The sequence below is a fragment of the Streptomyces sp. 135 genome, from assembly GCF_020026305.1.
Classification (GTDB): Bacteria; Actinomycetota; Actinomycetes; order Streptomycetales; family Streptomycetaceae; genus Streptomyces.
The window spans coordinates 1-25179 of sequence record NZ_CP075691.1 but is presented as its reverse complement, the minus strand read 5'-3'; the positions used below and the strand labels follow the sequence as shown (position 1 = coordinate 25179).

Below are 25179 nucleotides of genomic sequence, written 5' to 3'. Positions count from 1 at the left end.
TCACGTTCCATCGGTCGAGGTGTGCGGGCTGGGGTGGTGCGAGGCAACTTGATGGACCCCTGCGGTGAGTTGCCGCGTCTCACAGCTACGTCAGGGCATCCGGAGGCCGCTGGCGGCATCGGCCGGCAGGAGGCCGAGACGAGAGGGGTGTGCTCCAGGCTGGCGGATGTCGCTGTGAGGTGTCAGAAGGCGGCGTTCTCGCGTGACCACGCGTGCCACTCGTTCCACACGGAGTGGGTCTTCGCGCGGTTCCACTGGTGGTTCTTGGCGCGGGCGTAGCCGTTTCGGCGGTCGACGGTGATGAGGTAGCCCCACAGGTCGGTGCGGGTGGCTCCCTTGTAGGTGAAGGGGAAGTTGAAGAAGTGCCCGTGCCAGTGGTTCTGCTTGACGAGCAGCTTGTGCAGGGCGCGGACGGTGTTGTAGTTCCACCTCGGCTGGTTGTCGAGAGCCGACATGCTGAAGATGCCGTCGCCGATGTCGCCCCAGAACACCACGTGGGTGTGGTTGGGGAACTGAGCGCGGTGTCCGTGCAGGTAGCGTTCGAGATCGGCCACGCCCATCGTGGTGCGCAGGAATCGGATCTGCTCGTCGACCGTCTTCTTCGCCTCGTAGCCGACGTTGGCCAGCCACTGGTTGTTCAGTCGGCCGAGCCGGCACACGTTCTCGGGGTGGCTGATCATGTGCTTGTAGAGGAAGGCGAAGCGGCCGGTCTGCGCGCGCATCTGCTGCAGCCACGTGGTGCCGCCGTTGTGGATGCCCTTGAAGTACGGCCCCATACCGGCGCCGGGGACCATCAGGGTGTGGGTCCTGAGCCAGTTGCCGGTGTGGGCGTTGATGCCCCGGGCGATGTACAGAGCGCGGTTGCGGACCTCGGCGCAGTTGTTCAGGTTGGTCTCCACCGGCATCACGCCCTGCAGCGATCCGGCGACCCCCTCACGCTTCGCGCGCTGGATCAGGGCGCTCATGTCGGCGATGAACTCGTCCGCCCCCGGGTGCCGGTTGTAGGCACCCCAGGAACGGTCGCTGCGCTGCAGCCACTGCCGCTTCCACAGGTAGACCTTCATGCCGCGGCGGTTGAGCTCGCCCAGCACCTTGATGATCTCGTCGTTGCGCTGCTTCTTCGTGGTGCCGCGGGGCAGGTCGCCCATGTTCGCGACACGCAGCACCACCGTCTTGAAGTCGTTGTTGAACAGCGACGCGACCGCCGTGCGGTAGGACAGGCCCTGGGTGTCGAACCGGACACCGAAGGTGTCGAAGTTGTCACCCGGCTGCGCCGGGCGGCGCACCGTGCGCCACTTGATACCGCGGATGCTGTCGGGGCTCTGCGACACCGGAGCGGCCAGGGACGCGGCCCCGGCGACCTCGACGCCCAGCGTGCCGCCAGCTACCGCCGCACCGGCCACGGAGATTCCGATTCCCAGAAAACGGCGCCTTGACGTTGCCATAACAGCCCCCTTGAACAGTTCGGTCCGTGTGACCGGTGTACCGGCGGCTCCACAACGCCGGTGTGCCTTTGCCCGCCGAATCACCCGTATGGCGGTACCGCTTCGCCACCGCAACCCCGCACTGCGCAGACGTCACACAGCAGCGCACAGCCACTGCCAAGGCGCGCACCACACGCTCCGAAACGCAACAATTCGCTGCCCTTCGTTCGGGGGACGGCCCGCTCCTGAACGGCGCATCAGCCCTTACGGTCCCGGCAGGCGCCAGAACGCAGCACCAGACGATCACGAGGAGTCATCACATGCGCAGGATCCTCACCTCGGTCGGTACGCTGGCCGCCGCCGGCCTACTCACCGTCGGGCTGACCACGTCGGCTGGCGCGGCCACCGGACAGGTGTACGTCGCACAGGGCGGCCAGACGACGGTCTACAACAACCCGCCCACTCGGACCTGCATCAAGAGCGACCCCACCAAGGGCGATGTCACCTTCACCAACAGGCTCGACGACTACGCCTATCTGACCGACGCCTCGTGCACGAGCCTCTTCGAGGAGTGGGGAGATCCCTACCTGCGCAGGGGCCAGACCCGCACCAAGCCTGCCGGAGTCTCGGTGATGATCCGCGCCTGACGGCGTATCACGACACCGTGAGCCACCAGCAGTGACCTTTTGAAGACACTGTCTAAGCTTGCTTTTTATCTTCCGGCCTCGAACGGTGCCTCGACCTGAGTCGCTCACGTGTGGATTCGCCGGACGCAGAGGCGGTCTTCGTCTGATCCTGTGCTCCGACCAAAGTGCACGTGACCACGACGAAGGCCGTGAAGGCGAGTCTGCTGCCTGCTGCTGTCCGGAGGGAAGCGTTCGCGGAAGCATCACGCTTCCGGGGCGAGTTCTACGAGTGTCTGACCGCTCGGCGGGATGCGTTGTTCGAGCTGGCGGACGCGGTGTTGCGTGCGGACGGTGCGGTGAAGTCTCCGGTGGACTTGACGTTGTTGCCCGAGCATCGTCGTGGGTACGGAGCGATGTACGGCGGTCTGAATCACGGCCGGATCGACGTGGGTCGGCTACGGATAGTGCTGGCCGGGCTGTCGCTGCCGCGGTTCGACGGCGGGCGCCTGGTCCTGGCGGTCGATGTGTCGCCGTGGCTTCGTTCGGACGCGCCGTGCTCGGCCGAGCGGTTGTTTTGCCATGTCTATGGCCGGGCGAAGACGGCGTCGCAGTTCATTCCGGGCTGGCCCTACTCCTTCGTCGCCGCCCTGGAGCCGGGTGCCACGTCCTGGACTGCGATCCTGGACGCGGTCCGGCTGGGACCGGTGGACGACGCGACGGCGGTCACTGCCGCCCAGCTGCGGGGAGTCGTTGAACGGCTCATCGCCGTCGGCCAGTGGCAGGCCGGGGACCCGCATATCGTGATTGTCAGCGATGCTGGCTATGACGTCACCCGCCTGGCCTGGGTCCTGCGCGATCTGCCGGTCGAGCTGGTCGGCCGGGTCCGCTCCGACCGCGTCATGCGACTGCCGAAGCCGCCTCGCGTCTACGACCCGAAGGGCGGCCGGCCGCCCAAGCACGGCCCGGAGTTCCGCTTCGCCAAGCCGGAGACGTGGCCCGAGCCCGCGATCACCACGGTCACCGCCACCACCAACTACGGCAAGGCCGAGACGCAGGCATGGGACCGGGTCCACCCCCGGCTCACCCACCGCTCCTCATGGCTCGACCACGACGGTGAACTGCCCTTGGTCGAGGGTACGTTGATCCGGCTGAAGGTCGAGCATCTGTCGAAGGAACGTGATGCCCCGCCGGTGTGGTTATGGTCCTCCAGGACCGGCGCCACCGCGGACGATGTGGACCGTTTCTGGCAGGCATTTCTCCGCCGATTCGATCTGGAGCACACCTTTCGCTTCGCCAAGCAGACCCTCGGCTGGACCACTCCGAAGCTGCGTACTCCCGAGGCGGCGGACCGCTGGACCTGGATTCTGATCGTCTCCCACACCCAGCTCCGGCTCGTCCGACCGCTGGCCGCAGACTTCCGCCGGCCCGGGGAGAAACCCACCACCTCCGACCGGCTCACCCCGGCCCGGGTCCGCCGGGGGTTCAGGAACATCCGCGCCCACCTCGCCTGCCCGGCCCGTGTTCCCAAACCCCGGGGCGCTGGCCCTGGACGGCCACCCGGCGCCCGGAACAAGCACCGGGCGCCCCGCTACGACGTCGGCAAGACCGTCAAACGCCCGGAGACCCTCAAAGCCATCGGCAAGCCTGGAAGACCTTGGTAGACAAAGAGCAAGCTGAGAAACAGGCCCGCACCGAGCCGCGGCCGCTCGATCGTGCCGGTTACCTCCGCCCGCCCTGGGCTGTTGGAGGGTCTGGCTGTGCGCCGCCCCGCCCGGCGGCCGACGCTCAGGCCACGGAGGCTCAGGGCGGGTTTCGGCTTGCTGTGGCGTTCGGTGCCCGCCCAGCGGTCTCCGTCAGGCCCTGGGCTGAGGGCGGAGTGGGCCGATAGCGTGACACCAAGCATCAGCCGAAGGGAGTCAGCCTGTGCGGACCGTGGACGTCGACGAGCAGTGCATGGTGAAAGCCGATGAGGTGAAGGCAGGGAAGCACAGGTACCTGATCCTCAAGCTCAATGACCGCAGCACCGAGATCGTCGTGGAGAAGGTCGGCGACAGCGGTGACTACGACGCGTTCGTCGCGGATCTCCCGGCCTCCGAGTGCCGCTGGGGCGTCTACGGCTTCGACTTCCAGGGACGCCGACTGTGCTTAATCACGTGGTCACCTGAGGAGGCCTACTTCAAGGAGAGGATGGTCCAGGCCACTTGCCGCAACGACCTCAGGAGGGCCCTGTGGAGCATCACAGACGAGGTGCAGGCCATCGACTACGACGAGGTGTCCTACGAGGTTGTGTCACAGAAGGTGAGGCGGGGCCGCTGACACCGGTGTCCGTGCCGATGCGGGCACCGCGCGGTGCCCGGCTGCCCACCGGTTGACCATCAGGCCACAAGGCGTGCGATCCGGCGCGAGACACTCCTCCGGGTCGCATGCCGGCAGACGGCGCCAAGGGTTCAACCGCTCAAGGCAGCGAAGAGGCCCCGCCGCAAGTACGGTCCCAAGGACCATGAAGCAGTCCCGCCCAGACTGGTACGGACCACCGCGCGGGCGCAGGAGATGTTGCCGCGCGGCAGACCGCAACATCCTCCAACGCAAGGCGCGGTGCAGCGCTGACGTGGCCACGGCACCGGGCCCGACGCATCCGGGCCCGGCACCGCGTCAGCGACCGGCCGACCTCACTGTTCGCGGCGTCCGGCGGCCGCGGTTAACCCGTCAGTCTGTTGTAGGCGTTGGCCCACGCCTGCGAGTAACCCGTGACCTCGCCGTCGTAGCTGAAGCCGTTCTCCCAGTTGAGCACCAGGCACTGGCTGTCTTTGATCAGCAGGCTCTGCTGGTTGCCGTCGTCGTCGTTCGCCATCCGCACAACCGCGTCGAGGCTCTTGCTGAACGGCTTCGGCAGGTCGCGCCAGGGACCTTCGTACGCGGTGATCTTGTCGTGGAACTGGATGCCGTGGTTCCAGCTGAGCACCACGCACTGGTCCTTCTTGAACAGCATGGTGCACGGGCCGCCCTGGTCCTCTATCTGCATGACCGCGTCGAGGTCACGGTCGAACCCCTTCGGCAGGTCCGCCCAGTGCTTCTTGTACCCCGTGATCTTCCCGTGGTAGTCGATGCCTTCGTCCCATTTGAGGACCACGCACTGGTCCCCCTTGAACAGCATCGTGCACGGGCTGCCGACAACGTCCGTCAGATCTGCGGCCGCATCGATGTCCTTGTCGAACCCCCACTGCTGTAATTCATTCCAGGTGACGCCTTTGTTGTACTGCCTGATCGCCCCCCAGAAGGCGATGCCGTCGCTCCAGTTCAGCTCCAGACAACTCGACCCGAGGAACAGCAGGCTCCGCTGCTTCCCGTCCTTGTCTTGGAGGTGCGTGGCGGTGTCCAGAAACGTCACTCGATCTTCCTTTCGGTCGAATGCATGGCCTCATTCGCATCCGAGGCCGGGGCGGCGACGGATTCTGCTGCCCCTTCGTCAGCCACATACTCGGGGCCGTCGGTACGCAGTTCAAGTGCGCCATCACCGGCGACACCGCCGTCACCACCTTTTTGGAGCGGTGGCGTGGCCAGATTTGGGGTGCCGTTAACGAGCGGCGAACCAGCTGACTGGTAGCTGAGCGTGATGCTCATGCGGCACGCATAAAGTCGTCGACGACGGCATGCTCCGTACGCCCGCGCCCTGGGTGCCCAGCGCGAAGCTGTCACCAAGAGTGGGCTCGTCACCCTGTCCGACAGGAACGGCGAGCGCCACCTCGCCACCGTCTACCGCACCCTTCCCGAGGGCGACACCCCGAATCCACCACTTGAACATCACACTCAGCTACATGTCGGATGCTGCGCTGTTCATTAGCAGCACCCCAACAACTCCCACAGCTCATCCGACACCACCCGCGCAACACCCCCACCACCAGCAGACTGTCAAACCGGCCAAATTAGCCTCAGGCTTTCACGAGCGTGGGTGCCCGAAGCTTGATCAAATAAGCGAGGGAGTCAACTTCTTTGCCTTTCCTGCTTCCTGAGCCCGTTCCTGCTGAGCACAACGGGCCGTGCGCGCACACCCCGGCGAGCGCCACGCAGTCCTCGCCGCCGGCCTCCATAGCTTGTTCTTTATCTTCCGGCCACTCCTACGGCATGGGGCCGGAAGATAAAGAACAAGCTAAAGGGTGTTGCACAACGGCGATCACGTTCGGATCTGGCCACCAATCGCAAGGTCAACTGCCCGATTCTGCTCCCGTTTTCGCCGGTCTGGGTGACACCGTGAAACGGTCACGAAAGATCGTTCGGTCGTTGTGCAACAGCCTTTAAGAGCTGTCCCGCAAGTAATCTCAGGCTGTGTTTGAGGTCTGCCGTAACCGCACGATCTGGGTCTCGCCCTCACAAGCGGACTACAGGCGGTCCGGGCCGGCCACTGTTTCGATCGCCAGAGGTGGGCAGACCTCTTCTTCCCTGGTGAGGTCCGCCAGTTCGTGTGGCGGCTCGGCTCCGTTTCGGACGGCCATGACGTAGGTCCTCGCCTCCTGCAGGCTCAAGCGCGGAGCCTGCTTGCGGAGGTGATGCATCGCGGCCACCGTCCCGGCGGAGTTCATCAGCGCGAGCACGGAAGCAGCCAGGGGGTCGTGCGCCCGCACCTCCTTGATCTGCCGGAGGTAGAGCTCCTCCCAGTCCTCGCCCACCCACGTGGTGACAGGGATGTGGTGGACGCTCCCGTCGTACCGGTCCACCAGGTAGGGGCCGCCGCCGACGAGGAGATCGCGCAGATCGCGGGTGCGGGCGTACTCCGCCGAGTTCCAGAAGACGAGCCAGCCCAGCGCGTGCTCCTTCACCTCGTGGACGACCAGCTCGTGTGCCAGCTGCATGGTGGCCAGCAACGACTCCACCCGTTCGACGGCACGCTCTTTTGAGATCACGCTTTCATCATCCACATTGGGGCAACCAGATTTCCCACCACGCCAGCATGCGCACTGAGACCTCAAACGCGGTCGCAGACGCGGTCCGGTAGGCATAGATCCGCTATCCGGTCAGGGCAAGGTTGTGAAGGCAGGCGATGCCGAGCATGGCGTGGTGGACGCCGTCGCCTTTCAGACGACAGTCGCGGAGGACCTTCCAGGTCTTCATGCGGGCGAAGGTGTGCTCGACTCGGGCACGGGCTTTGCGGTGGGAGGTGTTGTGGGCTTCCTTCCAGGCTGGTAGCTCGGTCTGGCCGGGTTCTCGGCGGTGCGGATGATCAGGCCGGTGCCGCGGTAGCCGCCGTCGGCGATCACGGTGGTGTTGCCGACCGAGTCCTTGGCGCCGGACAATTCCCCTGCCTCGCAGTCGTTGCGGTTGCCCGGGCACGGGCTGGCCGACGGCGACAACAAGGCGTGAGTCGGCGTCGATGACGACCTGGTCGTTGGTCGAGTAGCGGTAATTCTTGGACTGCTCCGCCAAGCTGTGGTCCCGTGTCGGCACCAGGGTGCTATCCACGATCAGCACTGTGTCTCTGCGGAAGCGGCTGCGTGGGCGCAGTGCGAGCAAGGGGCCGAGCTGGCTCACGATCCGGCCTGCGGCCGACTTCGAGATCCCGAACAAGGGGGCCAGCTGCCGCAAGGTCAGATTGGTCCGCCAGTACGCGGCAACCAGAACCACCCGGTCTTCCAGCGGCAGACTCCATGGACGGCCCCTGCAAGCAAGGGGCGGGCCTCCGCGCCGCAGCATGGTGATCAGTTTCCCGAACTGCTCCGGGCTCAGACCGGAGTACGGCGCAATCCATGACGGCTCTGACGCCGTGATCACAGCCCCCACATGAAGATCATGCCAGTCGCTGGCATGGCATCCCTGCACGGTTCAGGCCTACGGGCCCTGGATCTGTCGACCGAGGTCAGTAGAGCCAGCGGTCCAGGAGACCTGGCCAGAGAACCCCTCGCAGCCGTTGAAGGCCGCCGGATCGATCTCCTTCAGCTCCTCGGCCAGCAGGTTCAGCTCGGCGAAGGCCCGCTCTTCCTCCTCTGCAGAGAGGTACTCCTCGGGGCCGTCCGGCTCGCTGAGAAGCTCTGAGGCTGCGACGCGACTGCGTAGCGTTGAAGGACGTCGAGCCACACGTCGACACCCGAGTTGGCGAACCATGCCTCCCCGTTCGGCATGACGAAGTAGACCGCCCCGGTCTCCGGCTCGACGCCGAACGATGGCCGCTCGGCCTGATCATCGGGGTCCGCCTGATCGGTGAGACGATAGAGCGGACCCCGGGACGTGAGCAGGGCTGGCTCAGCCTCGCTCTGCATCACGACTCGTTCAATGAGGCGCGGAGCTACCGGGATGCCCACCTCGACGAGCTGTGCCTTCATGGAGCCAGGGATCCGCCAGCCGGCCACAACGTCCTGTCCGGCTCGTGCAACATGCCCCAGGCCGACCCACTCGGTCAGGTGGTCGTACGTCGGCATCGAACGATCCTCTTCCATCGGCTAAGCCCTGACCCTATCGATCCGGTCTCGTGTCACGGCTCGGCCGCACTTGCGGGACAGCTCTTAGCACGGTCCGCCGTCGGTACGACCTTTGCGCTCGCTTGGGTGACGCTCCACCCGAACCGTCCCCGGCGGCGGGCGAGCGCCGGTATGACCAGGTTGTGGTCACCACTTGTATGCGTGCGGCTCTGGCCGCAGCTTTCCTTGCCCTGCCCCTCACCACGGTGTCCCCGGTTTCGGCCGCCGACGCTGACCTGGTCGCGTTTCCGATGACGCTGGAGCAGGCGGTCGCCGCTCTGCCTATGGCCGCGGAGGTACGGGAGGGATACCAGCGCTCCCGCTTCCAGCACTGGACCGACGAGGACCGTGATGGGTGCAACACCCGCGAGGAGGTCCTCATCGCCGAGTCCCGCACCGCCCCGACCATCGCAGCGGGCTGCAAGGTCACCGCAGGGGAGTGGCACTCGTACTACGACGGTGAGACCCTCACCCAGCCCCGCGGCCTGGACATCGCCCACATGGTGCCGCTCGCCGAAGCCTGGGACTCCGGCGCCAGCACGTGGAGTGCGGAGCGCCGCACCGCCTACGCCAACGACCTCGGTGACGAGCGGTCGCTCGTAGCTGTGACCGCGCGGAGCAACCGGTCGAAGTCCGACCAGGACCCGGCCGAATGGCAGCCGCCGCTCGCCGATGCCCGCTGTACCTACACCACGCACTGGGTGGCGACCAAGCTCCGCTGGGGCCTGACCGTGGACCAAACGGAACGGGAGGCGCTGCGGGAGCTGGCTGCCGGGTGCGGGCAGGAGACGGTGGAGCACGAGCCCGCCGGCTGAGCGTGGCCCCCGCTCCGGCGTCTGCCGGGCGGGGGCTGCCGGCGTGATCGCAGGCCGGTTCCAGATCCGGCTCGGGTGCCACGGCGAGGGCGATTGAGACGTCGATTGCCGCTGGGGCAGGGCGGACCTGAAGGTTCCCGGTCACCTTGTCGCCAGTGCAGGGTGCGCAGGGTGCAACTGCCGTGGTGGGACGGGTGGTTGCCGCACGTTTCAGGCCGCCTCGCCCTGAGCATGGAGAGAGGCCGATTCCCTCTCGTGTAGTACATGCGTTCGAGGGAATCGCGGCGTGTCCCAAGGTGGCTGTGTGTCAGGTTGTGGGCCTCTCGTGACCACTGGGGTCTGCGAGATGTGTCTTCCTGTGGGGGGAAGCCTTGACGCAACGCACCGTCGGTGCGCGAGTTTCGCGCGCCCGGAAAAGAACCAGTTACGCCACCGCCACCGCTCTGGCGGCCGGCGCTCTGACGCTGTCCCTGCTGCCGGCTGCGGGCACCGCCGCGGCCGACGAGCCGGGGTCGGCGTGGGGCAAGGACGCCCCGTCGTTCACGATGCCCGACGTGAAGGTCGGACCGAACAAGCCCGCGTCATCGCAGGCCGAACGCAAGCCCTCGAGCGAGGTCGCGGCCTGGCGCGCGCAGCAGAAGAAGCGCACTGAGGGCGGCTCGGCCCGCTCTGTCCGGGAGATCCCCGCTCACGTGCCCGAGGGGCAGGGCGATGTTCCGTGGCACAAGATCAGCAATTTCGCCATCACCGACGCGCTGACGGCCCGGATCAACTTCTCCACGGGCAACCTGATGCTGACCGCCATCGACTTCTCCATCGCGGGCGTCGGCCAGCAGCTCACCCTCGCGCGCACCTACAACTCCCTCGAGGCGCCGTGGGGCAAGGTGTCCCAGCGCTGGTGGCAGCAGTACGAGCGCTACCTACAGGTCCTCAACGACGAGGTGGTGCTGTACGACACCTCCGGCGACACCCTGCGCTTCAAGAAGGCCGCGGACGGCACCTTCACCACGCCCAAGGGTTATTCGAAGGAGCTGAAGAAGAACACCGACGGCACCTACACCGTCACCAACTGGAAGTCGCACTCGAAGGACACCTACAACGAGCACGGCACCCTGACCAAGGTCACGGACAAGAACAAGGGCACCGTCACCGTCACCCAGCACGACGAGGGCGGCGAGCACAAGGGCTTCAAGCTGACCGAGACCCGCTCGGGCCGCTGGATCGACCTGGTCAAGACCGACGCCTCGCAGTGGCAGGCCAAGGACAACTCCGGCCGCACCGCCGTCCTTGACCTCGACCCCGACGGCAACCTGCACAAGACCACCGATGCCGAAGGCAAGACCACCACCTTCGGCTACGACACCTCCAACCGCCTCACTAAAATCACCACGGCAGAGGGCCGGGTCACCGTCTTCACCTACGACGAAGCCAACCGCGTCACCTCCATGCTGCGCGCCACCGAGCTCAACGGCACCGGCCATACCGGGCCGACATGGACGTACGCGTACGACACCACTTCGCCCACGGCCGCGGGCACGACGACGGTGACCGATCCGGAGAAGCACGCGACGAAGTACAAGCACGACGGGGACGGTCAGGTCACCGATGTCACCGACGCGCTCGACCGGAACCGGAAGACGAAGTTCGACGCGAACCACAACGTCGACACGGCCACCGACGCGATGGGCACCGGTACCACCGGCGGCAACGTCACCGACTACGGGTTCAACACCCGCAACAACCTGGAGTCCATCAAGTCGCCGACCGGCGGGAAGTCGGTCACGAGCTGGCAGACGATCGCCGGTGGCGACGTACCGAAGGACTCGACGAACGCCGACGGCGAGAAGACCGCCTTCACCTACGACACGGCCGGCAACACGAAGTCGGTTGCTCAGACCGGCACAGGGGGCGGGAGCGTCTCGTACACCTACAACCCGGCCACCCCCGACTGCGGCGGGTTCGAGGGCCAGCGGTGTGCGGCCGAGACGAAGATGTCGTCGACGAAGACGGTCAAGACGTCCTTCACCTACGACGGCAAGGGCAATCTGACCAAGGCCGTCCCGCCGAAGCCGCTGGGCGAGACCACCTTCACGTACGACAGCCTGGGCCGCACCGAGACCCTCACCGACGGCCGGGGCATCAAGAAGGTCTTCACCTACGACAACCTCGACCGGATCAAAACCGTCTCCACGCCCAACGGAACGGTCCGCTACTGGTACGACGGTGACGGCAACCTGCGCCAGCGCGACGACTCCACCGGCACCGTCACCTACAAGTTCGATCCGCTCCAGCGCGAAACGATCCGCACGCTCCAGGACGGCTCTCAGACGCTGCTCGCCTACACCCCCGCGGGCAACGTCGACTACTACCAGGACCCGGCCGGGAAGACCGACTACACCTGGAATGAGGTCAACAAGCTCAAGGAACTGAGGGACCCGGCGGGCAAGGTCACCACGTACAAGTACAACAACAACGACGTCCGCACCGAGACCGCCTACCCCGGTGGCACCGTGCAGACCGTCGACGTCGACAACTCCAGCCGCCCGAAGAAGATCACGGCCAAGTCCGGCAAGGGCACCCTGGTCGACCTCGCCTACACCTACGGATACGGCACCGACGCCGCGACCGACGGCAACAAGATCCGCACCCTGACCGATGCAGTGGCGGGTACGAAGACCAGCTACACCTACGACGGCGCGGGACGCTTCTCCTACGCGGCGGAGAACAAGGGCTCGGCCCTCAACTCCTCCTGGCAGTACTGCTACGACCTGGCCGGAAACCTCACCAGCCAGGGCACCGAGAAGGGCTGCCCGCGCGGCACCACCTACAGCATCAACGACGCGCAGCAGATCACCGCCAAGGACGGCTCGTCCACGAACTGGTCCTACGACGCCGAGGGAAACGAGACCGCGGGAGCCTCCACACCGGACGGCACTCGCACGGGCGAGAAGTGGTCGGATCACAGCCAGTTGTCCTCACTGACGGTGGGTGGCACAACCTATGCCGGCCAGTACGGTTCCACCGACCAGAGCGAGCGGATCAAGCTCGGCGACACCTGGTTCCATAACGGGCCGCTGGGCCTGTCGGCCACCTCAACTGCCGGGAGAGACACCGGCTTCAACCGTGAACCCGGGGGCACACTCAACTCCATGACCGGGGACGGGAAGACGTACTTCTACCTCACCGACGCGATCGGCTCCGTCGTCGCGGTCACGGACGAGTCTGGCACCAAGGTCAACAACTACTCCTACAGCCCCCGCGGCGTCACCCGCGCGTCCAGCAGCGAGAAGATCACCCAGCCCTACCGGTTCGCCGGCGGCTACCAGGACCCGACCGGCCTGTACCACTTCGCGGCCCGCTACTACGACCCCAACGTCGGCCGGTTCAACAGCCCCGACCCTTCCGGCCAGGAACAGAACCCCTACCTCTACGCCGAAGGCGACCCGGTCAACCGCATCGACCCGGGCGGAACGCTCAGCCTCGACGGAGTGATGGACACAGTGGGGAAAGCCGGTGACGCTATCGCCGCCGGGGAATTCCTCGGGCAGTTGGCGACCGGTGACTATAGAGCAGTCGCTGGAACGGCAATCAGCTTCGCGGCGGACAAAGCCTTCACCGCAGGCTGTACATACCTGACCGGCGGAGCAGGAGCCATCCCCTGTGCTGTTGGTGGCATGGCCGTCGGCGAGGCCGCAGACTCAGCGTACGAAGACGCCACCGACTGACCCGCGAGACATCCGACCAAGGAGAAATTATGCTGTCCTTCGCTGATTCGTCCGAGCTGGCGTACAAGGGGCTGGACGGTATTCCTCTCTGGCTGTTGGTAGGGATTGCCGTAGCGGCCTTCATCATCTTCGGGATCACGCAGGCTCGCAAGAGAAAGTAAACCCTGACACCAGGGCGAGCGGCCCGACAACGGGCTCCCGGTGCGCCAACGTACCCCAGCGCCCAACGACACCGGTACAACACTCGCCCGTCAGCAGGCCCTGCGCCGCATCCCCGACCGGCACCGAACGGATGCGGCACAGGGCTTGCGCCGCACCCTCAGTCACAATCACCGCCTCGGGGAGCGCGGGGATCTGGTCGAGGTTGATCCGCGCCTGCTCCCCGCGCCCGCGGGGCCTGACGTTGTCCCGTAACTGGTGGTGCTGCTGGTGCGTTGGTCGGGTATGGGTGGGGTGATCTCAGCAGATGATCCGAAGTGGACCGAGCCGTTTGCGGGTCTGACCGAGGTGCAGTTCGCGAGGCACCTCGGACGCGGGCCGGGTACGGGACATCACGGTCGCCGTCAGCCCCTCTCGCACGGCGGCCATCATCACCGCTCAAGTGGAAGGCGCGACGGAGAGCGATCTGCACGACGCGGTCGCTGGGCCATCGCGGACGCCTACTTTCCGTCAAGGCGGTGGCGGCCGCGCGGGCCTGCGGGCCTGGAGGTGAAATGCGCGGACGTGGAATGGTTGCACAGACCTGTGTGATGAGCCGAAGCACGATAGTTGTCACCTAGGCCGGCTTGCTGTCACCAGGGGGACTGCTGTCGGCATCGCCCGCCGGCCGGTCGTCACGGCAGGGCGAGGACGTCGTCGATCGCGGACCGGATCTCTTCGTCCTGCAGGAAAGCTTGGTAGTCCCGGTACGTCGACAGCCGCCGGTCGGATCCCTGCACCGTACGCAGGGCTGCCCGTGCCGCCGGAGAGACCGTGCCGATCCTGGCGAGGGCGCGCAGCGCCTCGAAGAAGTAGCCGTAGGCGTCGCCGCCATCGGCGATGGGAAGGAGGTACTCCTCCGCGACGGATCCACTCGGTTCCGGCTCACCAGTGATCGACCACAGCGCGACCGCCGCCCGCAGTCGCAGCCAGCTGTCACCGTGCTCCATGACATGCCGCACCCGGTCGGCGTGGCTCGCGGCCGCCGGTCCGAAATCGCCGAGAAGGCCGACCGGACCGTAGAGCGGCCCCTTTTCGGTCAGCACCGCCTCACCGAGGAGCTCCAGCGCCGCGTCGCGGTCGCCGCCCAGGCGCCAGGCTGCCCACGCCACCTTGTAACGGTTGCCGGAAAGTCGAGGATCGTGCAGCGGCGCACGGCGGGCTCGGCTGACTCCGCAGCCGGTCCCATCGCCGCCAGCGCACCGACCGCGTGCAGCGAGTACCGGGTGTCGTCCAGCAGGGCCACCACTTCTGGCAGCGCGGGCGACGCGGTGGGCCCCACGCTTCGAGGACTTCCAGGAAGCAGCAGGTCAGCGAGCCGCCCACGGCGTCGTCCCGGAGCAGTTTCCGCACCGCGGGCAGCAGGGCTCCGCATGCGCCCGCAGCGGGCCAGGACGTCCTGATTTCGGCAGGCGCGGCTCGTCCGAGCCGTACCGCGTGAGTATTGGCCCCGGTACGGCGCGTACAGCCGCTCGACCAGCCCTGGCAGGGCACGCTCGTCGCCGATGCGGGTCAGCGCCCAGCGAGCGTGGTCGCCGACGGTGCCTCGAAAACCCGTCCTCGCCCGGGTCGTCGAGGAGCGCGGCCAACGCATCGGCGTACGGAGTCGCCTGTGAACCCAGCACGGCCAGCAGGTGGGCTGCCCGGTACCGTACGCCGTCGTCCGGCTCCGCGAGCAGCGCACCCGCGAGCGGCAACAGCGCGGATGCCGCGGCTTACCAGACCACCAGCAGCCGCCACCCTCGTCCAACGCGGCGCGGCACAGCAGGGCGTCCCGTTCCGGCGCGCCGCACCGATGAGCCGCACGACGAAGGCGAGTGCCGTCCGCGGAGCGCTTCGAGCAGGTGGGCCGTCCAGGAGACGACATCCTCACGGGTGAACGCACTGTCGATGTCCGGCACGTACCAGATTGCCTCGAACTGCGGACGCACGGCTGGGTCGGACAGGACATCCACCAGCAGGTCCAGCTCACGGACCGATGCTGGGGTCGAACGCGGCCCAGGCGTGCACGGCCGCCACCCGCATGACGGGACCGTCCGTCCGCAGCGCCTGGTCACCACCGCCCGCACCGGCCCACCAGCCCGGCTTGGGCAGAGCTTACTGCGGCGGTGCCCAGCGCGAGCAGGACGGGCAGCCGCACCGTCGGGTCCGTTTCGGCCTGCCACTGCTCCAGCAGAGCACCCTCCCCTCCGCGAGGGGGAGGGCTTCCTCCGCACCCGGGCAGCGGGTCCGCGAACAGCCCTGATCCGCGGACGCTGGAGCCGCCACGCCCGTGCCACCCCGCGTCCACCAGCCCCGGGTCGGCTTCGGCCGCCATCTCGGACAAGCCCGCCAGTAGCTGGACGAGCGTGGCCCGGGCACCCATGCCCGGATCGCCGGCGAGTGCAACGACGAACGGCAGCGCGGCGGTTGCGACGGAAGCCACGCGTCCGGTGCCCAGCCCGAAGCAGTCGAACAGGGGGTAGCAGTCTTCCTCCGTCGCCGCCCCACCCTTGAGTGCCAGGCGACGCAGCGCTCGCCGCATCTCCCTGGGCGGGTGGAGCCCGAGCGCCGACTCCAGCCGCTCCCACGGCATGTCGTCCAGCGCCTCAAGCTCTATTCCTGCCACTCATACCCCCGTGACTCGCAGATCGGCTCCCGACGAACATCCTGTCATCGAGAAATGCGCCTGTGCAGGACCGCAGGACTGGGTGGTGACAACTTCCCTGCTTCGCGCGGGCTGGTGACAAGCGGCTTGCTTCACCAATGACAACTACGGGGCCTCGTTCACGGGAACTTGCAGGTTGGTGTAGCCCGAGGTGACAACAGTCGTGCTTTGGCTCATGTGACCGGCCCCCAAGCGCATTCCCGGACAGGCCCTCATTTCCTATCCGAGCTGAAAGCGAGCCCTGATGAACACGTCCGACGGGTGGCGGCCGCCGTGCCCCTGAGGCCCCGCGCGCCGGCTGCCCCGCGCACCCGAAGGTCGGCTTACTCGGTGCGGCGCCGCGTGACAGTGGCTGCGGACGGGGCTCTGCGGCACGTGGCCCTCGTCCCCGTCGGCCGGGCCCGCCGTGACGACGAGCACCCGTCGGCTACGCACCGGAGGTCACCTCGAACAGCCTGCTGCACAGGCAGTCCGGAAGAACGCGGTGTCGTCCACCACGGCGGGATCGACATTGAGCAGCACGTGGCAGGTGTCCCGGTAGGACACGGTGGTGGCTGTGACGGCGGCGCCCAGGGTCGGGGCGATGCCGTAGACCTGGTCGACGTCTGTTCCCGCCACTTGGAGGGTGGTCCGGGGGCCGGGCATGTTGCTGATGACGAAGTCGTGCGACGCGGCGAAGAGCCGGAAGGACCACTGAAGCCATCTGGACGGCAGCAACGGTGCCACCCGGGCGACACCTCCCATCCAGTCCAGTGCGTCCCGGTTGTACACGCCGTTGACCGCGGCGCGGCCCGCCGCGATCCGGCTGGCTGTGTCGGACAGGTCGGAGGGAACCTCGAAGCGGATGACGAACCAGTGGTTGCCCATGGGGCTGGCGTCGTGGCGTCGGAGCGGTGCCCGGCCGTAGGGGGACAGCACCCTTATGCGGAGCGTTCGACGTCCTGGCGTGCGTTGTAGCGCCGACAGCCCTCGACCAGCCCGGCGACGAGTGCGTCCTGCACGGTCCTGCCCGCAGTGCGTGAGAGTTCCGCAGCAGGGTCATCGGCAGGTCCACCGCGAAGTAGCGGCGCTCGACACCGTCACCGGAGCCCTTCGGAGCTCTGGGCAGGTCGCGCACGTCGTGCCAGAGGCGGTTGCCGAAGCGCATCGCCTGTGCCACGCGGCGGGCGGTGGCGGGCAGACCGCGGGGACCGGTACCTGTTCCGTGGCCCGTGTCCTCCCGGGGCCGGACGCGTACATCATGGAGCGGCGGCGGCCTGGCGCAGGAACAGTTCCCCAGCCGCAGCCCGTCGGCAATGGCGTGAGATCTTGAGGATGTAGGCGGACCGGCCGTGGTCGAGCCTGTCGACCACCAGGCACTCCCAGGGCGGACGAGCCGAAACGAAAGGAGTCTCGCCGAAGCGTTCGGCGAGGTGTAGTACCTCCGCCCGAGCGGCTTTTCCGGGCGCCCGCACCCGCCGGAGGTGACGGGCCGGGTCGAAGGAGGGTACGGCTCCAGCGGGCGCGCCCGGGCCGCCGCGGGCTCGTGACCCGCGCGGCCATCCTCGGCAGATGTTCGGCCGCCTGACGGTGCCACCCACAGGGCCCGTCGTCGACCTCCCTGTCGAGAATGAGCAGCAGGAGGACGACGGGCCAGACGTCGTGTGCGTCTCCAGCCGCCACATGAGACTGTCCTGGCGCTCAGGCGGCCCAGGGGACGGCACGGCTGCCGTCGGCGGTCACGTGGCACTCCTGCTGCTCGCCGCTGCTGCCGCCATCGCCTGCGGTGCCGCGACATCGGCCAGCCTGCCGTGCGACACTGTCAGACCGCCGTCGATCACCAGGTGTGCCTGGTGATGAAGCGATGCCGCTGGCGACGTCAGGAACACGGGGCAGCCACCTCCTCGGGATCGGCCCAGCGTGCGAGAGGCGCATGACGCATCAGCAGGTCGGACGGTGCCGCGTTGGCGTGCACGCCCTGCAGGAGTGACTCGACGGATCCCGCGGGATCCGTCGAGTCGGTAGGGCTGTGATCCGTTCATCAGACCTCCAGTGAGGTGTCGGGCCCGCGGAGCGGTTACAGGTCCTGCCGAGCCGGGCGGGCCACGCCTGTTGCGTGAAAGCCGCCGTCGACGTGCACCACCGTGCCGGTGACTTCGCGGCCAGTGGGAGAGGAGGAAGGTCACCGCGCCGATGACCGGTGAGGCGTCGGCGACATCCCAGCCCAGCGGTACTCGTCGGCGACGATGAAGGGGCTGGTCATCGAGCTGCGGCTGCCCTGCCGCCCGGTGCAGCATTGCAGCGACCTGCGTCCGGCTGCCATGACCAGGTCTCTCACCGGTGAGCCGGGTCGCGGTAGCGAGGAAGGCGGGTGCGCCGATGCGCCTGGTCCGTTCCGGCGCGGGAGTGGTGACTTTGGCCGTATCCGGCGTCGGCAACCACCACCAGCGGGTCAGGCCCCACTCGGCTTACCGTCCAGGACATCCAGCGCCAGCCGCCGCTTCCCCGATGCCGCGCGTAATCTGAACCCGCAGGCTGCTGCCGCTGACTCTCTGCCTCCCACGGCAGGAACAACCGCCACCTCAAGAGGACGGAGGCGGTGTCGCTGACCGCGGCCTGGGAGTTCGCCTGCTTACCCAAAGCACCGCAGTACTGGCGGGTGACAGCGACCGACATCCGGCCGTCCTTGGGAAGGACACATCGTCGACCCCTGAAGGCGTCCGGGCTGATCAGCGGCATCATCCGCTCGGCGATCCGCCGCTGTACCGGCTCCGGATCCCACGGTGAGTGGTTGACGCACTGCTGCAGGTTCTGCTGGTTGCCGTCCGGCAGCCGCTCGGCCATCGGCTGGATCGACTTGCGCCGCCCGTGCAGCATCAACTCGCAGGTAGCAGTCGCCCTTCGCGCGTTGGTCCTTCCGGGAACGGCGCGAACACATCCGCCACGAACTCGGCTAAACCCGCAGAACCTCCACTTGCCGCATGTCCATACCCCCACCGTGCCTCCCGGCCGGACACCGCCGCCAAACACACCTAACGAATTCTACTGGAGGAACTAGGTATGATATCTGCGGGAATTAGGATCCCCGAGGTGGGCCTGCGGTCTTACTTTCGCTGGTCCACCCGCTGATGTTGCCTTCAACGCGGCCTACCCTCAACTGCGGGCAAGCGGTCTATACCTTATCGGCGCTGATCACCAGGTAGCGCAGTGCACCTGGCGTAGGCGTCGGGCGAAAGCTGTTCGGCCCCGTTGCGGTGCTTGGAGTGGATGCGGAGCTGCCAGTACGGGATTGCCTGGGCGGTGATGTCCGAGACCTGGTTGATGGCGAGGTTTGCTGTCGGACAGCGCGGTGAAGTACCGCTGCGGGAGTGGATGAGGCACCGGTAGAAGTTGTTGATGGCCGTCACCGACGCGTCCTGGGCGTTACTGCTCGCGCACCACGTCATCGCCGTATACCACCCGGACGCAGTAGACGGGCGAACTCGGCAAATCCTTCGTTCGTCGTCGATCAGCATGGTGGTCTCGCTGTAGACCCGGTCGAAGTGACCGTCCGGGAAGTCGGTGACCACCATGTTCTGATAGTGGAACGCACCGATCCGCGCATCCACGCATGCGCGGCGGCTTGTCTCGCGAACCTGAGCTGGTACGTGGAGATGTTGACCCGTCGACCGCGCAGCCGAACCGGTCGTGAGTCATGAAGGCGCTGCCGCGGCCTGATCCGGCGTCCATCACCCGGTCGGTGGGCCTGACGGGCCGAGTCGCCCAGGCAGCACCCCGTCGTTCTCCAGCCGGTGCATCTCGGCCAGAATGGCCTCCTCCCGCTTCTCAGGAGGGGTGTCTAAACAGTGGATCGAACTGGCCTATTCCGTAGGTGGTGGTGGATGTCATTGTCGCGACCAGTGCTCAGGTTGAGTACGTCTCCGTCGGCCTTGGCGTTGTAGACTCCCAGAAGCACGTTCCAGGTCGGTTCGGATCACTGGCGTGCTGTCGGCCGGGTTCGGGGTAAGGCCACCGGGAGTCAGACTGCTCGTCATACTCAGATCCTTTTTTGAGAAGGAACAACCCATTGCGCTACCCATCCTCCCCACGCAGTTCGCTGCCCATGTAGACACAGGACCTGTGAATAGTGACCCTCACCGGATAGCGATGGAAGAAAGCAGGCCAGCGGGCATGTCGTAGTTAATTTACGGAAAACGCTAAGGTGGTCCCTCAACCTGGAGTGAGGAATTGCGCCCCAACGTATAGACTTACTGATCGTTTCAAAATGAGGGACCAGCCCAGGGCTCCCTCGCAGATCGTGCAACACTCGACGCGTGACGCCGCCCGGAGAACCGCCCAGAGCCAGTGCGCCCGGTCCGTTGTCAGGGGCACCAGGGGAGGCCCCTCTCCTCTACGCCCACTCCATGCCCAGCTCGCGCAGCGCGTTTATCCAGGAGCGGTGCTTGTGATCATAGGTGTGTGGTCTGGCCTGGGCTGATCAGTTTGGTGCGCGGCCTTGGTTGGCTCGTGGTCAGGCCGAGCGGGTGCCTCGGTGGCAGTGCGTTCATGGGGTGTCAGGTCGTTCGTGGTCTTCTGACGCAGTTTTGTCACAGCGGGCGGTGCTGATCAGGTTGTGTCTTCTGCGCTGGCGCATGGCTCAGGTTCAGTGATCGTTGAAATGTGGTGCACTCTGGACGACCCGCGCCATGATCCTGGCGCGGGTCGCCGCCGACACTTGGCCACCAGCTCACCTCGATGGCTTACCTGCCCTGAGGGCCACTTGTGCCGCCGAACCTCACTGACCGGTCTCCGGACACAGCAGGGGCCCTGGGGATCGGGCGCTGTCCAGCGATGGCGCAACACCGGTTACGTGGTGGCCGGTTGCGGCTCTTCCAGCACCCATGGCTGTGTCCGTGGCCGCCCGCTCACGTCGCAGTCGCGACGGCTGTCCGCTCGCCTCGCCGTCCTCGATCAGGCAGGCGCTGATGTCGGTGGTATGCGGCAGCATCAGGCATGACGCAGATGAACAGGAGTGGGCGATCGGGAAGTTGAAAAGCTTCCTCGTCACCGCAGCAACCTTACGTCCCAAGCCCGCCGAACTCGGTCGGCTTACTACAAGTTCAACAACCCCAAGCCCGAGGTGCAGGCGGCGGCTCAGATCGTGGAGCGGATCCTGACCGGGTGATACCAGACTGGCGAACGGCTGACTGGGAAGAGGCGAAGAAGCAGCCCATGTGGCGCCACCGTGAGGCAGCCAATCGTGCGGTTGCACTTTGGGCTGAGCAGGAGCTGCAGGAGAACCTGGGCAGCGGAGCACTCAGCCGACGCCGCGACGCTTCACCTGTGGGTCTGGGGCAGCGTCGCTGGTCTGTGGAGCAGCGGCCACTTCCGTGAGGCGGTCAGCCGCCGCCCGGGCCATCAACGCTCAGGCACAGGCAAAGCTCGCACGGAGGGATCCTCCGAGGCGAAGCTCTTCTGACGCCTTTTCCACCAATGCTCCCACCACCGGGCATCCGCGTCTGCGCCTGAGCGTTGACGACGGGGTGACACTTCAAGAACCGTCACGACGGTGCTGGCAACTTCGCACGCGGCGTCTACTCGGCCATCCGCAATCCCATCGCCCATGAAGAAGGCGATGAGCTGGAAGAACACGAGGCTCTGAACAGCTCGCGCGTTCAGCATCTTGGCCAGGTGGGTGGATGCTGCCACGGTGGATACCGCGACCTGAGCTGACCCATGACGGCGGCAAGGAGTGCTCACCGGCAAGAGAGGGTCGAACCCGAGGCCGCAGCGGATCCCGGCCCGGGCTGCCTCAGCGCTGGAAGCGTGCTCGGCGCGTATACCGGGCTGGTGCTTCGCGGGCTTCCTCCCGCCTGACGTTGCGGCCCAACACCACGCGGCAGGGCCCGGAGCAGATCTGCTTGGGCCCTGCCGCGTGAGGCGGCGTTGCCCTCGCCCAGCTCAGCGGGCGCCGGCACTCGATCGGAGCCGCAGCACCGAGGGAAGGTGGTCTGCCCGCAACCTCGTCTATGCGGACGCCGGTGACCGGCTGCCGCTGTCGGGATTCGCGGGGGTAGTGCCCTGGTGGCGGGTCGGGTGGTGGCTGGGGTGGCGGGGGGGGCTGTGGCTTGCCGGTAGCTGATGATGGCTGTGATTTTTTCGGGGTCTGTTATCTGGTCGAGTGTGGCTGCGAATTTCTCATCGACCAGTGTTCCTTTTCGTTGTCGTGAGTGTTCGAGGATCAGGCTGGTGAGGGGGACGGCGAGGTATGCCGCGATGACGATGGCTCCGACGGCCCACCAGGGTGCGCCGCCCAGGGCGCCGGCGAGGACGGCGGGGAGTCCGGCCAGAAGGCCGGCGATGGGGCCGAGGGAGGACGAGTTCATCGCGTGGATTCCTTCCAGCACGTGACGGCTGGGCCGCCTCATGTTTGAACGAGCCGTGTGGGCACGGCTGGACGGGGAGAGGCGGCACAGGTGCCGTGATGTGAGGGCATACAGGCCGGCCGCCGTAGGGCGGGCCGGTGTTGTTCTACGGCAGGCTGTTAGCCCCTTGGGGCGCGGTTCGCCGTTCCCGTGGGGTCGTTTAGAGGGGTTTTCGGCGGGTCTTGCGGGGAGGCTTTTTTTTGGCAGGGTGGGCTATATCGCGTTCGTAACAAAAAGAATGCTGATAAAGCCCTTGCCGGTTCATTAACCTTTTCCGCGCCGCCTTCTCTTACTCGTCGGCCGGTGCGTTTCTTCAGGCACGCCGGACGTGCCACCAGTATCGGGCATCGCAGCGCCTTGGGACCTGTTCGGCCAGATCAGTCCCGGAAGTTCTCGCCGATCGCTGCTGGTTGAGGGGGCGGCCGCCCAGGGCGGATGGCGCCGCTGCTTACGGGATTCAGATGCTGATGAGGCCCGTTGTGGGAGGAGGTGTTGTTGGTCGGGGTGGAGGAGTGGCCAGGTCGCGTGTTGTTGGTCAGCCAGCGGCGGTTGGCAGGTGTGGGGTTGGGTGCGGGCCCGTTGGTAGCCGTGTTGCCAGACCATGCCCCAGGGCGGGTTCCACCCAGGGTCGATGGCGGTCAGAGCGGGCTGGGTGGGGGCCTGTTTTTTGTGCGGTAGCGCTGCTTGTTCAGCCATCGGCCGAGTGGGAAGCCGTCCTGGTGGTGTCGCGGGGACGGCGAGGTGGCCGGGTGTCGGCGAAGGTTTGCGCGTGTTCGACCGCGGTGCGCCAGGGGTGCGCGCGGCGGTGCGTGGGCGACTCAGGCGTGATGCCGATCAGCGTCAGGAGTGTGCCGCTGGCCGGGGAGCTGGGGTATTGCAGGCAGGCCTGGTGACCCAGCTTCCCAGAACGGTGCTGGGGAGGGGTCAGCGCGGCGGGTTAGGGCGGCCCGCATTGATGTGGTCGCGGGCGCGGTAGTAGTTGCGTTGCCAGTGCAGGTCCCAGGGCGGGTTCCACCAGGGTCGATCGCTGTGAGCTCGGTCAGGGGTGAGGGCGGCACCCGCTCGGGCGCGTTGTTTGGCGCGGTTGCGCTGGCTGAACAGCCACATGCCCAGCGGGTAGCCGTCGCAGGGGTGTCACGGGAGCTGCGAGGTGGCCGTGCTCAGCGTGCCAGGCCCGGAGTGCCAGCGCCGTCTCGAAGCCCGGCTTCAGATCGGGTCGGTGCCCGAGGCGGCTGCGGGCTTGGGGACGCCCGCTCGGTGGCACGCCGAGTGCGGCGTCGACCCGGAAGAGCCGCAGGGGCTGCAGCTGTTGTGGCGTGGCTTACTTGTCTTCCACGTCCGTGGCCGGGGTCGCGCCCGGCCTCGGGGTCGTACGCAAAGGTCGGGCTGCGCGGGCCACTTGGGGGGTGATGCTGATGAGTTGCCGCTGCTCGCTGAGCTCGTCGTACGTGGCGCACTGGCGCCACAGCCAGTCGGCGGCACCGGAGTCGTCGAGGGCATTGAAGCCGTTCTCGGCCTGGAGGCGGCGGCTCACTGCGGCGCCTTGGGCCCGGTGGTAGTGACGCGCCACGTCAGGTGCCAGGGCGGCACCACCAGGGATCGATGGCGAGGGCCTGGGCGCGGCTTACGGGCAGGGGCCGGTGGCCGGTGCGCCAGCGGTTGCGCTGGCTGGCGAGCCACTGTCCCAGGCAGAAACCGTCGTGGACGGTTGCCGAGGTCACGGACGCCAGCCCGCCGTGTTCGGCGGCGTAGGAGCGGGCGTGGCGAGGGCTTCGGCGCTGACTTTGAGGTTGCGCCGTCTGCTGCGGCGGCGCCGCTGCGGCGTCGATGCCGATGGGTGGAGGAGGCGTTGTTGTTCGGGGTGGAGGGTGGGGTAGCGGTGCACTGCAGAGCCATTCGCCGAGGCTGTAGCTGGTGGTGGAAAACCCGCGGGCTTACTTTGAGCGGGCCGTGGGTCTGGTGGTGGGTTCGGCCTGGTGCCAGGTGCGCTGCCAGAGCGTGCTCCAGGGTGCGTTCCACCACGGGTACAGCGCGGTGAGGGCGGCGGCTTGCGGGGCATGGCGGTGGCGTGCGTTGGCGAGCCATTGGCCCAGCGGATAGCCGCATGGGGTGTCTCCTGGGTACGGCGAGGTGTCCGTGTTCTGGTGGTAGGCGCGGGCGTGCGCGAGTCCTGGGCGAAGGCGCGCTCGGCTTGCAGGCTGTACGCGCAGCCGTCTGGCGGGTTTTGCTGCGGGCGGGTGCCGTCGGCGGCCGGGGCGGGGAGGAGGTCGCTGAGGGGGCGGGGCTGGTGTGCCGAGTGCACCGTCCACAGTGCCTTCCGGGCGGCAGGGGTTGAGGTGGTCTGGGCGCGTACGCAGGAGGCCCAGGTGAACAGTGGCCCGTGGGTGATGGTGGCGAGGTGGTGGCGAGCCACGGCCGCCCGAGCTGGGCAGCGAGCTCGGCCAGCAGCCCGGGTAGTTCTCCCAGCCGGTGGGGAGATGGCGGCGCGATTCGGTGACGGTGCGCTCGCACGGTGCGGTCGGCCAGCAGGCGTGCGAGGACGACGGTCTGGATAGGTGATCAGGTCGCGGGCGGCGACCTTCCACCAGCCAGGATCGGCGCTTAAGGGCCGGTGGCCTGAGACGGGCTTACCATGATGCTCCTCGTTCGGCCAGGGCTGGCCCCACCAGGATCCGGTGACAGCGCGGCGATTTCGAAGGCCTGCGCACCGGCGGGCAGCGGCGCAGCAGTCGGACATGCCGTCGCTGGGCGTCGACCACCCGGGCACGGGCCAACAGGCACGGGCAGGCCGCTGGTTCCGGCAGGAACAGCAGCCAGTACCGGTGGCGTGCGCAGACCCGCTCTGGGGCCAGGTACCGGCGGGCGGGCACACGGCGGCCGGTGCGGACGGCACAGCAGGCGGGGCAGGTGGGCCC

The 25179-nt window shown here is 67.2% G+C and carries 20 protein-coding genes and 4 pseudogenes; 8 read left to right on the top strand and 16 right to left on the bottom strand.

Annotated elements, in window-relative coordinates; translation table 11 throughout:
* Positions 1–182: 182 nt before the first annotated feature.
* Positions 183–1445, bottom strand: a complete 1263-nt coding sequence (locus KKZ08_RS00115; RefSeq protein WP_223772452.1) for a hypothetical protein — start codon at positions 1443–1445, stop codon at positions 183–185.
* A gap of 299 nt (positions 1446–1744) precedes the next feature.
* Between KKZ08_RS00115 and KKZ08_RS00110 the strand changes: the two genes are divergently transcribed.
* From KKZ08_RS00110 to KKZ08_RS00100, 3 genes are all read left to right on the top strand, one after another.
* Entirely contained in the window at positions 1745–2071 is a 327-nt protein-coding gene (locus tag KKZ08_RS00110; protein ID WP_223772451.1) for a hypothetical protein, read from the top strand.
* Positions 2072–2241: 170 nt separating this feature from the next.
* Entirely contained in the window at positions 2242–3711 is a 1470-nt protein-coding gene (locus KKZ08_RS00105; RefSeq protein ID WP_223772450.1) for an NF041680 family putative transposase, read from the top strand.
* 271 nt (positions 3712–3982) lie between these two features.
* Positions 3983–4366, top strand: a complete 384-nt coding sequence (locus KKZ08_RS00100) for an actin depolymerization factor/cofilin-like domain-containing protein (RefSeq protein WP_223772449.1) — start codon at positions 3983–3985, stop codon at positions 4364–4366.
* A 382-nt stretch (positions 4367–4748) separates the two neighbouring features.
* Here KKZ08_RS00100 and KKZ08_RS00095 read toward each other — a convergent pair whose 3' ends face one another.
* From KKZ08_RS00095 to KKZ08_RS00075, 5 genes and pseudogenes are all read right to left on the bottom strand, one after another.
* Entirely contained in the window at positions 4749–5438 is a 690-nt protein-coding gene (locus tag KKZ08_RS00095) for a hypothetical protein (protein ID WP_223772448.1), read from the bottom strand.
* A complete protein-coding gene (locus KKZ08_RS00090) occupies positions 5435–5671 on the bottom strand; it encodes a hypothetical protein (RefSeq protein WP_223772447.1) in 237 nt (78 codons plus the stop codon). The genes KKZ08_RS00095 and KKZ08_RS00090 overlap by 4 nt, the downstream gene beginning before the upstream one ends.
* A gap of 755 nt (positions 5672–6426) precedes the next feature.
* Positions 6427–6948 (bottom strand): YrhB domain-containing protein, encoded by a 522-nt coding sequence (locus KKZ08_RS00085; protein ID WP_223772446.1) that lies wholly within the window; start codon positions 6946–6948, stop codon positions 6427–6429.
* A gap of 103 nt (positions 6949–7051) precedes the next feature.
* Positions 7052–7822, bottom strand: a pseudogene (locus tag KKZ08_RS00080) (transposase).
* A gap of 173 nt (positions 7823–7995) precedes the next feature.
* The gene (locus tag KKZ08_RS00075; protein ID WP_223772444.1) at positions 7996–8457 is read right to left on the bottom strand and encodes an SUKH-4 family immunity protein; all 462 of its coding nucleotides are present in this window, start codon (positions 8455–8457) and stop codon (positions 7996–7998) included.
* A 290-nt stretch (positions 8458–8747) separates the two neighbouring features.
* On the opposite strand from KKZ08_RS00075, the gene KKZ08_RS00070 reads away from it, so the two are divergent.
* From KKZ08_RS00070 to KKZ08_RS00060, 4 genes and pseudogenes are all read left to right on the top strand, one after another.
* The gene (locus tag KKZ08_RS00070) at positions 8748–9311 is read left to right on the top strand and encodes an HNH endonuclease family protein (RefSeq protein WP_223772443.1); all 564 of its coding nucleotides are present in this window, start codon (positions 8748–8750) and stop codon (positions 9309–9311) included.
* Positions 9312–9856: 545 nt separating this feature from the next.
* The gene (locus KKZ08_RS00065; protein ID WP_223778858.1) at positions 9857–13036 is read left to right on the top strand and encodes an RHS repeat-associated core domain-containing protein; all 3180 of its coding nucleotides are present in this window, start codon (positions 9857–9859) and stop codon (positions 13034–13036) included.
* A 29-nt stretch (positions 13037–13065) separates the two neighbouring features.
* Entirely contained in the window at positions 13066–13197 is a 132-nt protein-coding gene (locus KKZ08_RS38555) for a hypothetical protein (protein ID WP_263303320.1), read from the top strand.
* 283 nt (positions 13198–13480) lie between these two features.
* Positions 13481–13558: pseudogene (locus KKZ08_RS00060) on the top strand (IS5/IS1182 family transposase); the annotation flags it as partial.
* A 311-nt stretch (positions 13559–13869) separates the two neighbouring features.
* Here KKZ08_RS00060 and KKZ08_RS00055 read toward each other — a convergent pair.
* From KKZ08_RS00055 to KKZ08_RS38545, 10 genes and pseudogenes are all read right to left on the bottom strand, one after another.
* Positions 13870–14346 (bottom strand): hypothetical protein, encoded by a 477-nt coding sequence (locus KKZ08_RS00055; RefSeq protein WP_223772442.1) that lies wholly within the window; start codon positions 14344–14346, stop codon positions 13870–13872.
* Between the two features lie 941 nt (positions 14347–15287).
* A complete protein-coding gene (locus KKZ08_RS00050) occupies positions 15288–15842 on the bottom strand; it encodes a hypothetical protein (protein WP_223772441.1) in 555 nt (184 codons plus the stop codon).
* 480 nt (positions 15843–16322) lie between these two features.
* Positions 16323–16748: a WS/DGAT domain-containing protein gene (locus tag KKZ08_RS00045; protein WP_223772440.1), complete on the bottom strand. Its 426-nt coding sequence runs from the start codon at positions 16746–16748 to the stop codon at positions 16323–16325.
* A 371-nt stretch (positions 16749–17119) separates the two neighbouring features.
* Positions 17120–17545 carry a wax ester/triacylglycerol synthase family O-acyltransferase gene (locus KKZ08_RS00040; RefSeq protein ID WP_223772439.1) on the bottom strand — a complete coding sequence of 142 codons (426 nt, stop codon included), beginning with the start codon at positions 17543–17545 and terminating at the stop codon, positions 17120–17122.
* 54 nt (positions 17546–17599) lie between these two features.
* The gene (locus tag KKZ08_RS00035) at positions 17600–17749 is read right to left on the bottom strand and encodes a hypothetical protein (protein WP_223772438.1); all 150 of its coding nucleotides are present in this window, start codon (positions 17747–17749) and stop codon (positions 17600–17602) included.
* A 508-nt stretch (positions 17750–18257) separates the two neighbouring features.
* Positions 18258–18877: pseudogene (locus KKZ08_RS00030) on the bottom strand (transposase); the annotation flags it as partial.
* 162 nt (positions 18878–19039) lie between these two features.
* Complete coding sequence (locus KKZ08_RS00025) at positions 19040–19432, bottom strand: hypothetical protein (RefSeq protein ID WP_223772437.1); 393 nt, start codon at positions 19430–19432, stop codon at positions 19040–19042.
* Positions 19433–21257: 1825 nt separating this feature from the next.
* Positions 21258–21548 (bottom strand): hypothetical protein, encoded by a 291-nt coding sequence (locus tag KKZ08_RS38550; protein ID WP_263303319.1) that lies wholly within the window; start codon positions 21546–21548, stop codon positions 21258–21260.
* A 2037-nt stretch (positions 21549–23585) separates the two neighbouring features.
* Positions 23586–23798, bottom strand: coding sequence for a hypothetical protein (locus KKZ08_RS00015; protein ID WP_223772436.1), 213 nt, complete (start codon positions 23796–23798; stop codon positions 23586–23588).
* A gap of 37 nt (positions 23799–23835) precedes the next feature.
* A complete protein-coding gene (locus KKZ08_RS38545) occupies positions 23836–23985 on the bottom strand; it encodes a helicase associated domain-containing protein (RefSeq protein WP_263303318.1) in 150 nt (49 codons plus the stop codon).
* A gap of 1014 nt (positions 23986–24999) precedes the next feature.
* Between KKZ08_RS38545 and KKZ08_RS00005 the strand changes: the two are divergent.
* Positions 25000–25179: pseudogene (locus tag KKZ08_RS00005) on the top strand (hypothetical protein); the annotation flags it as partial.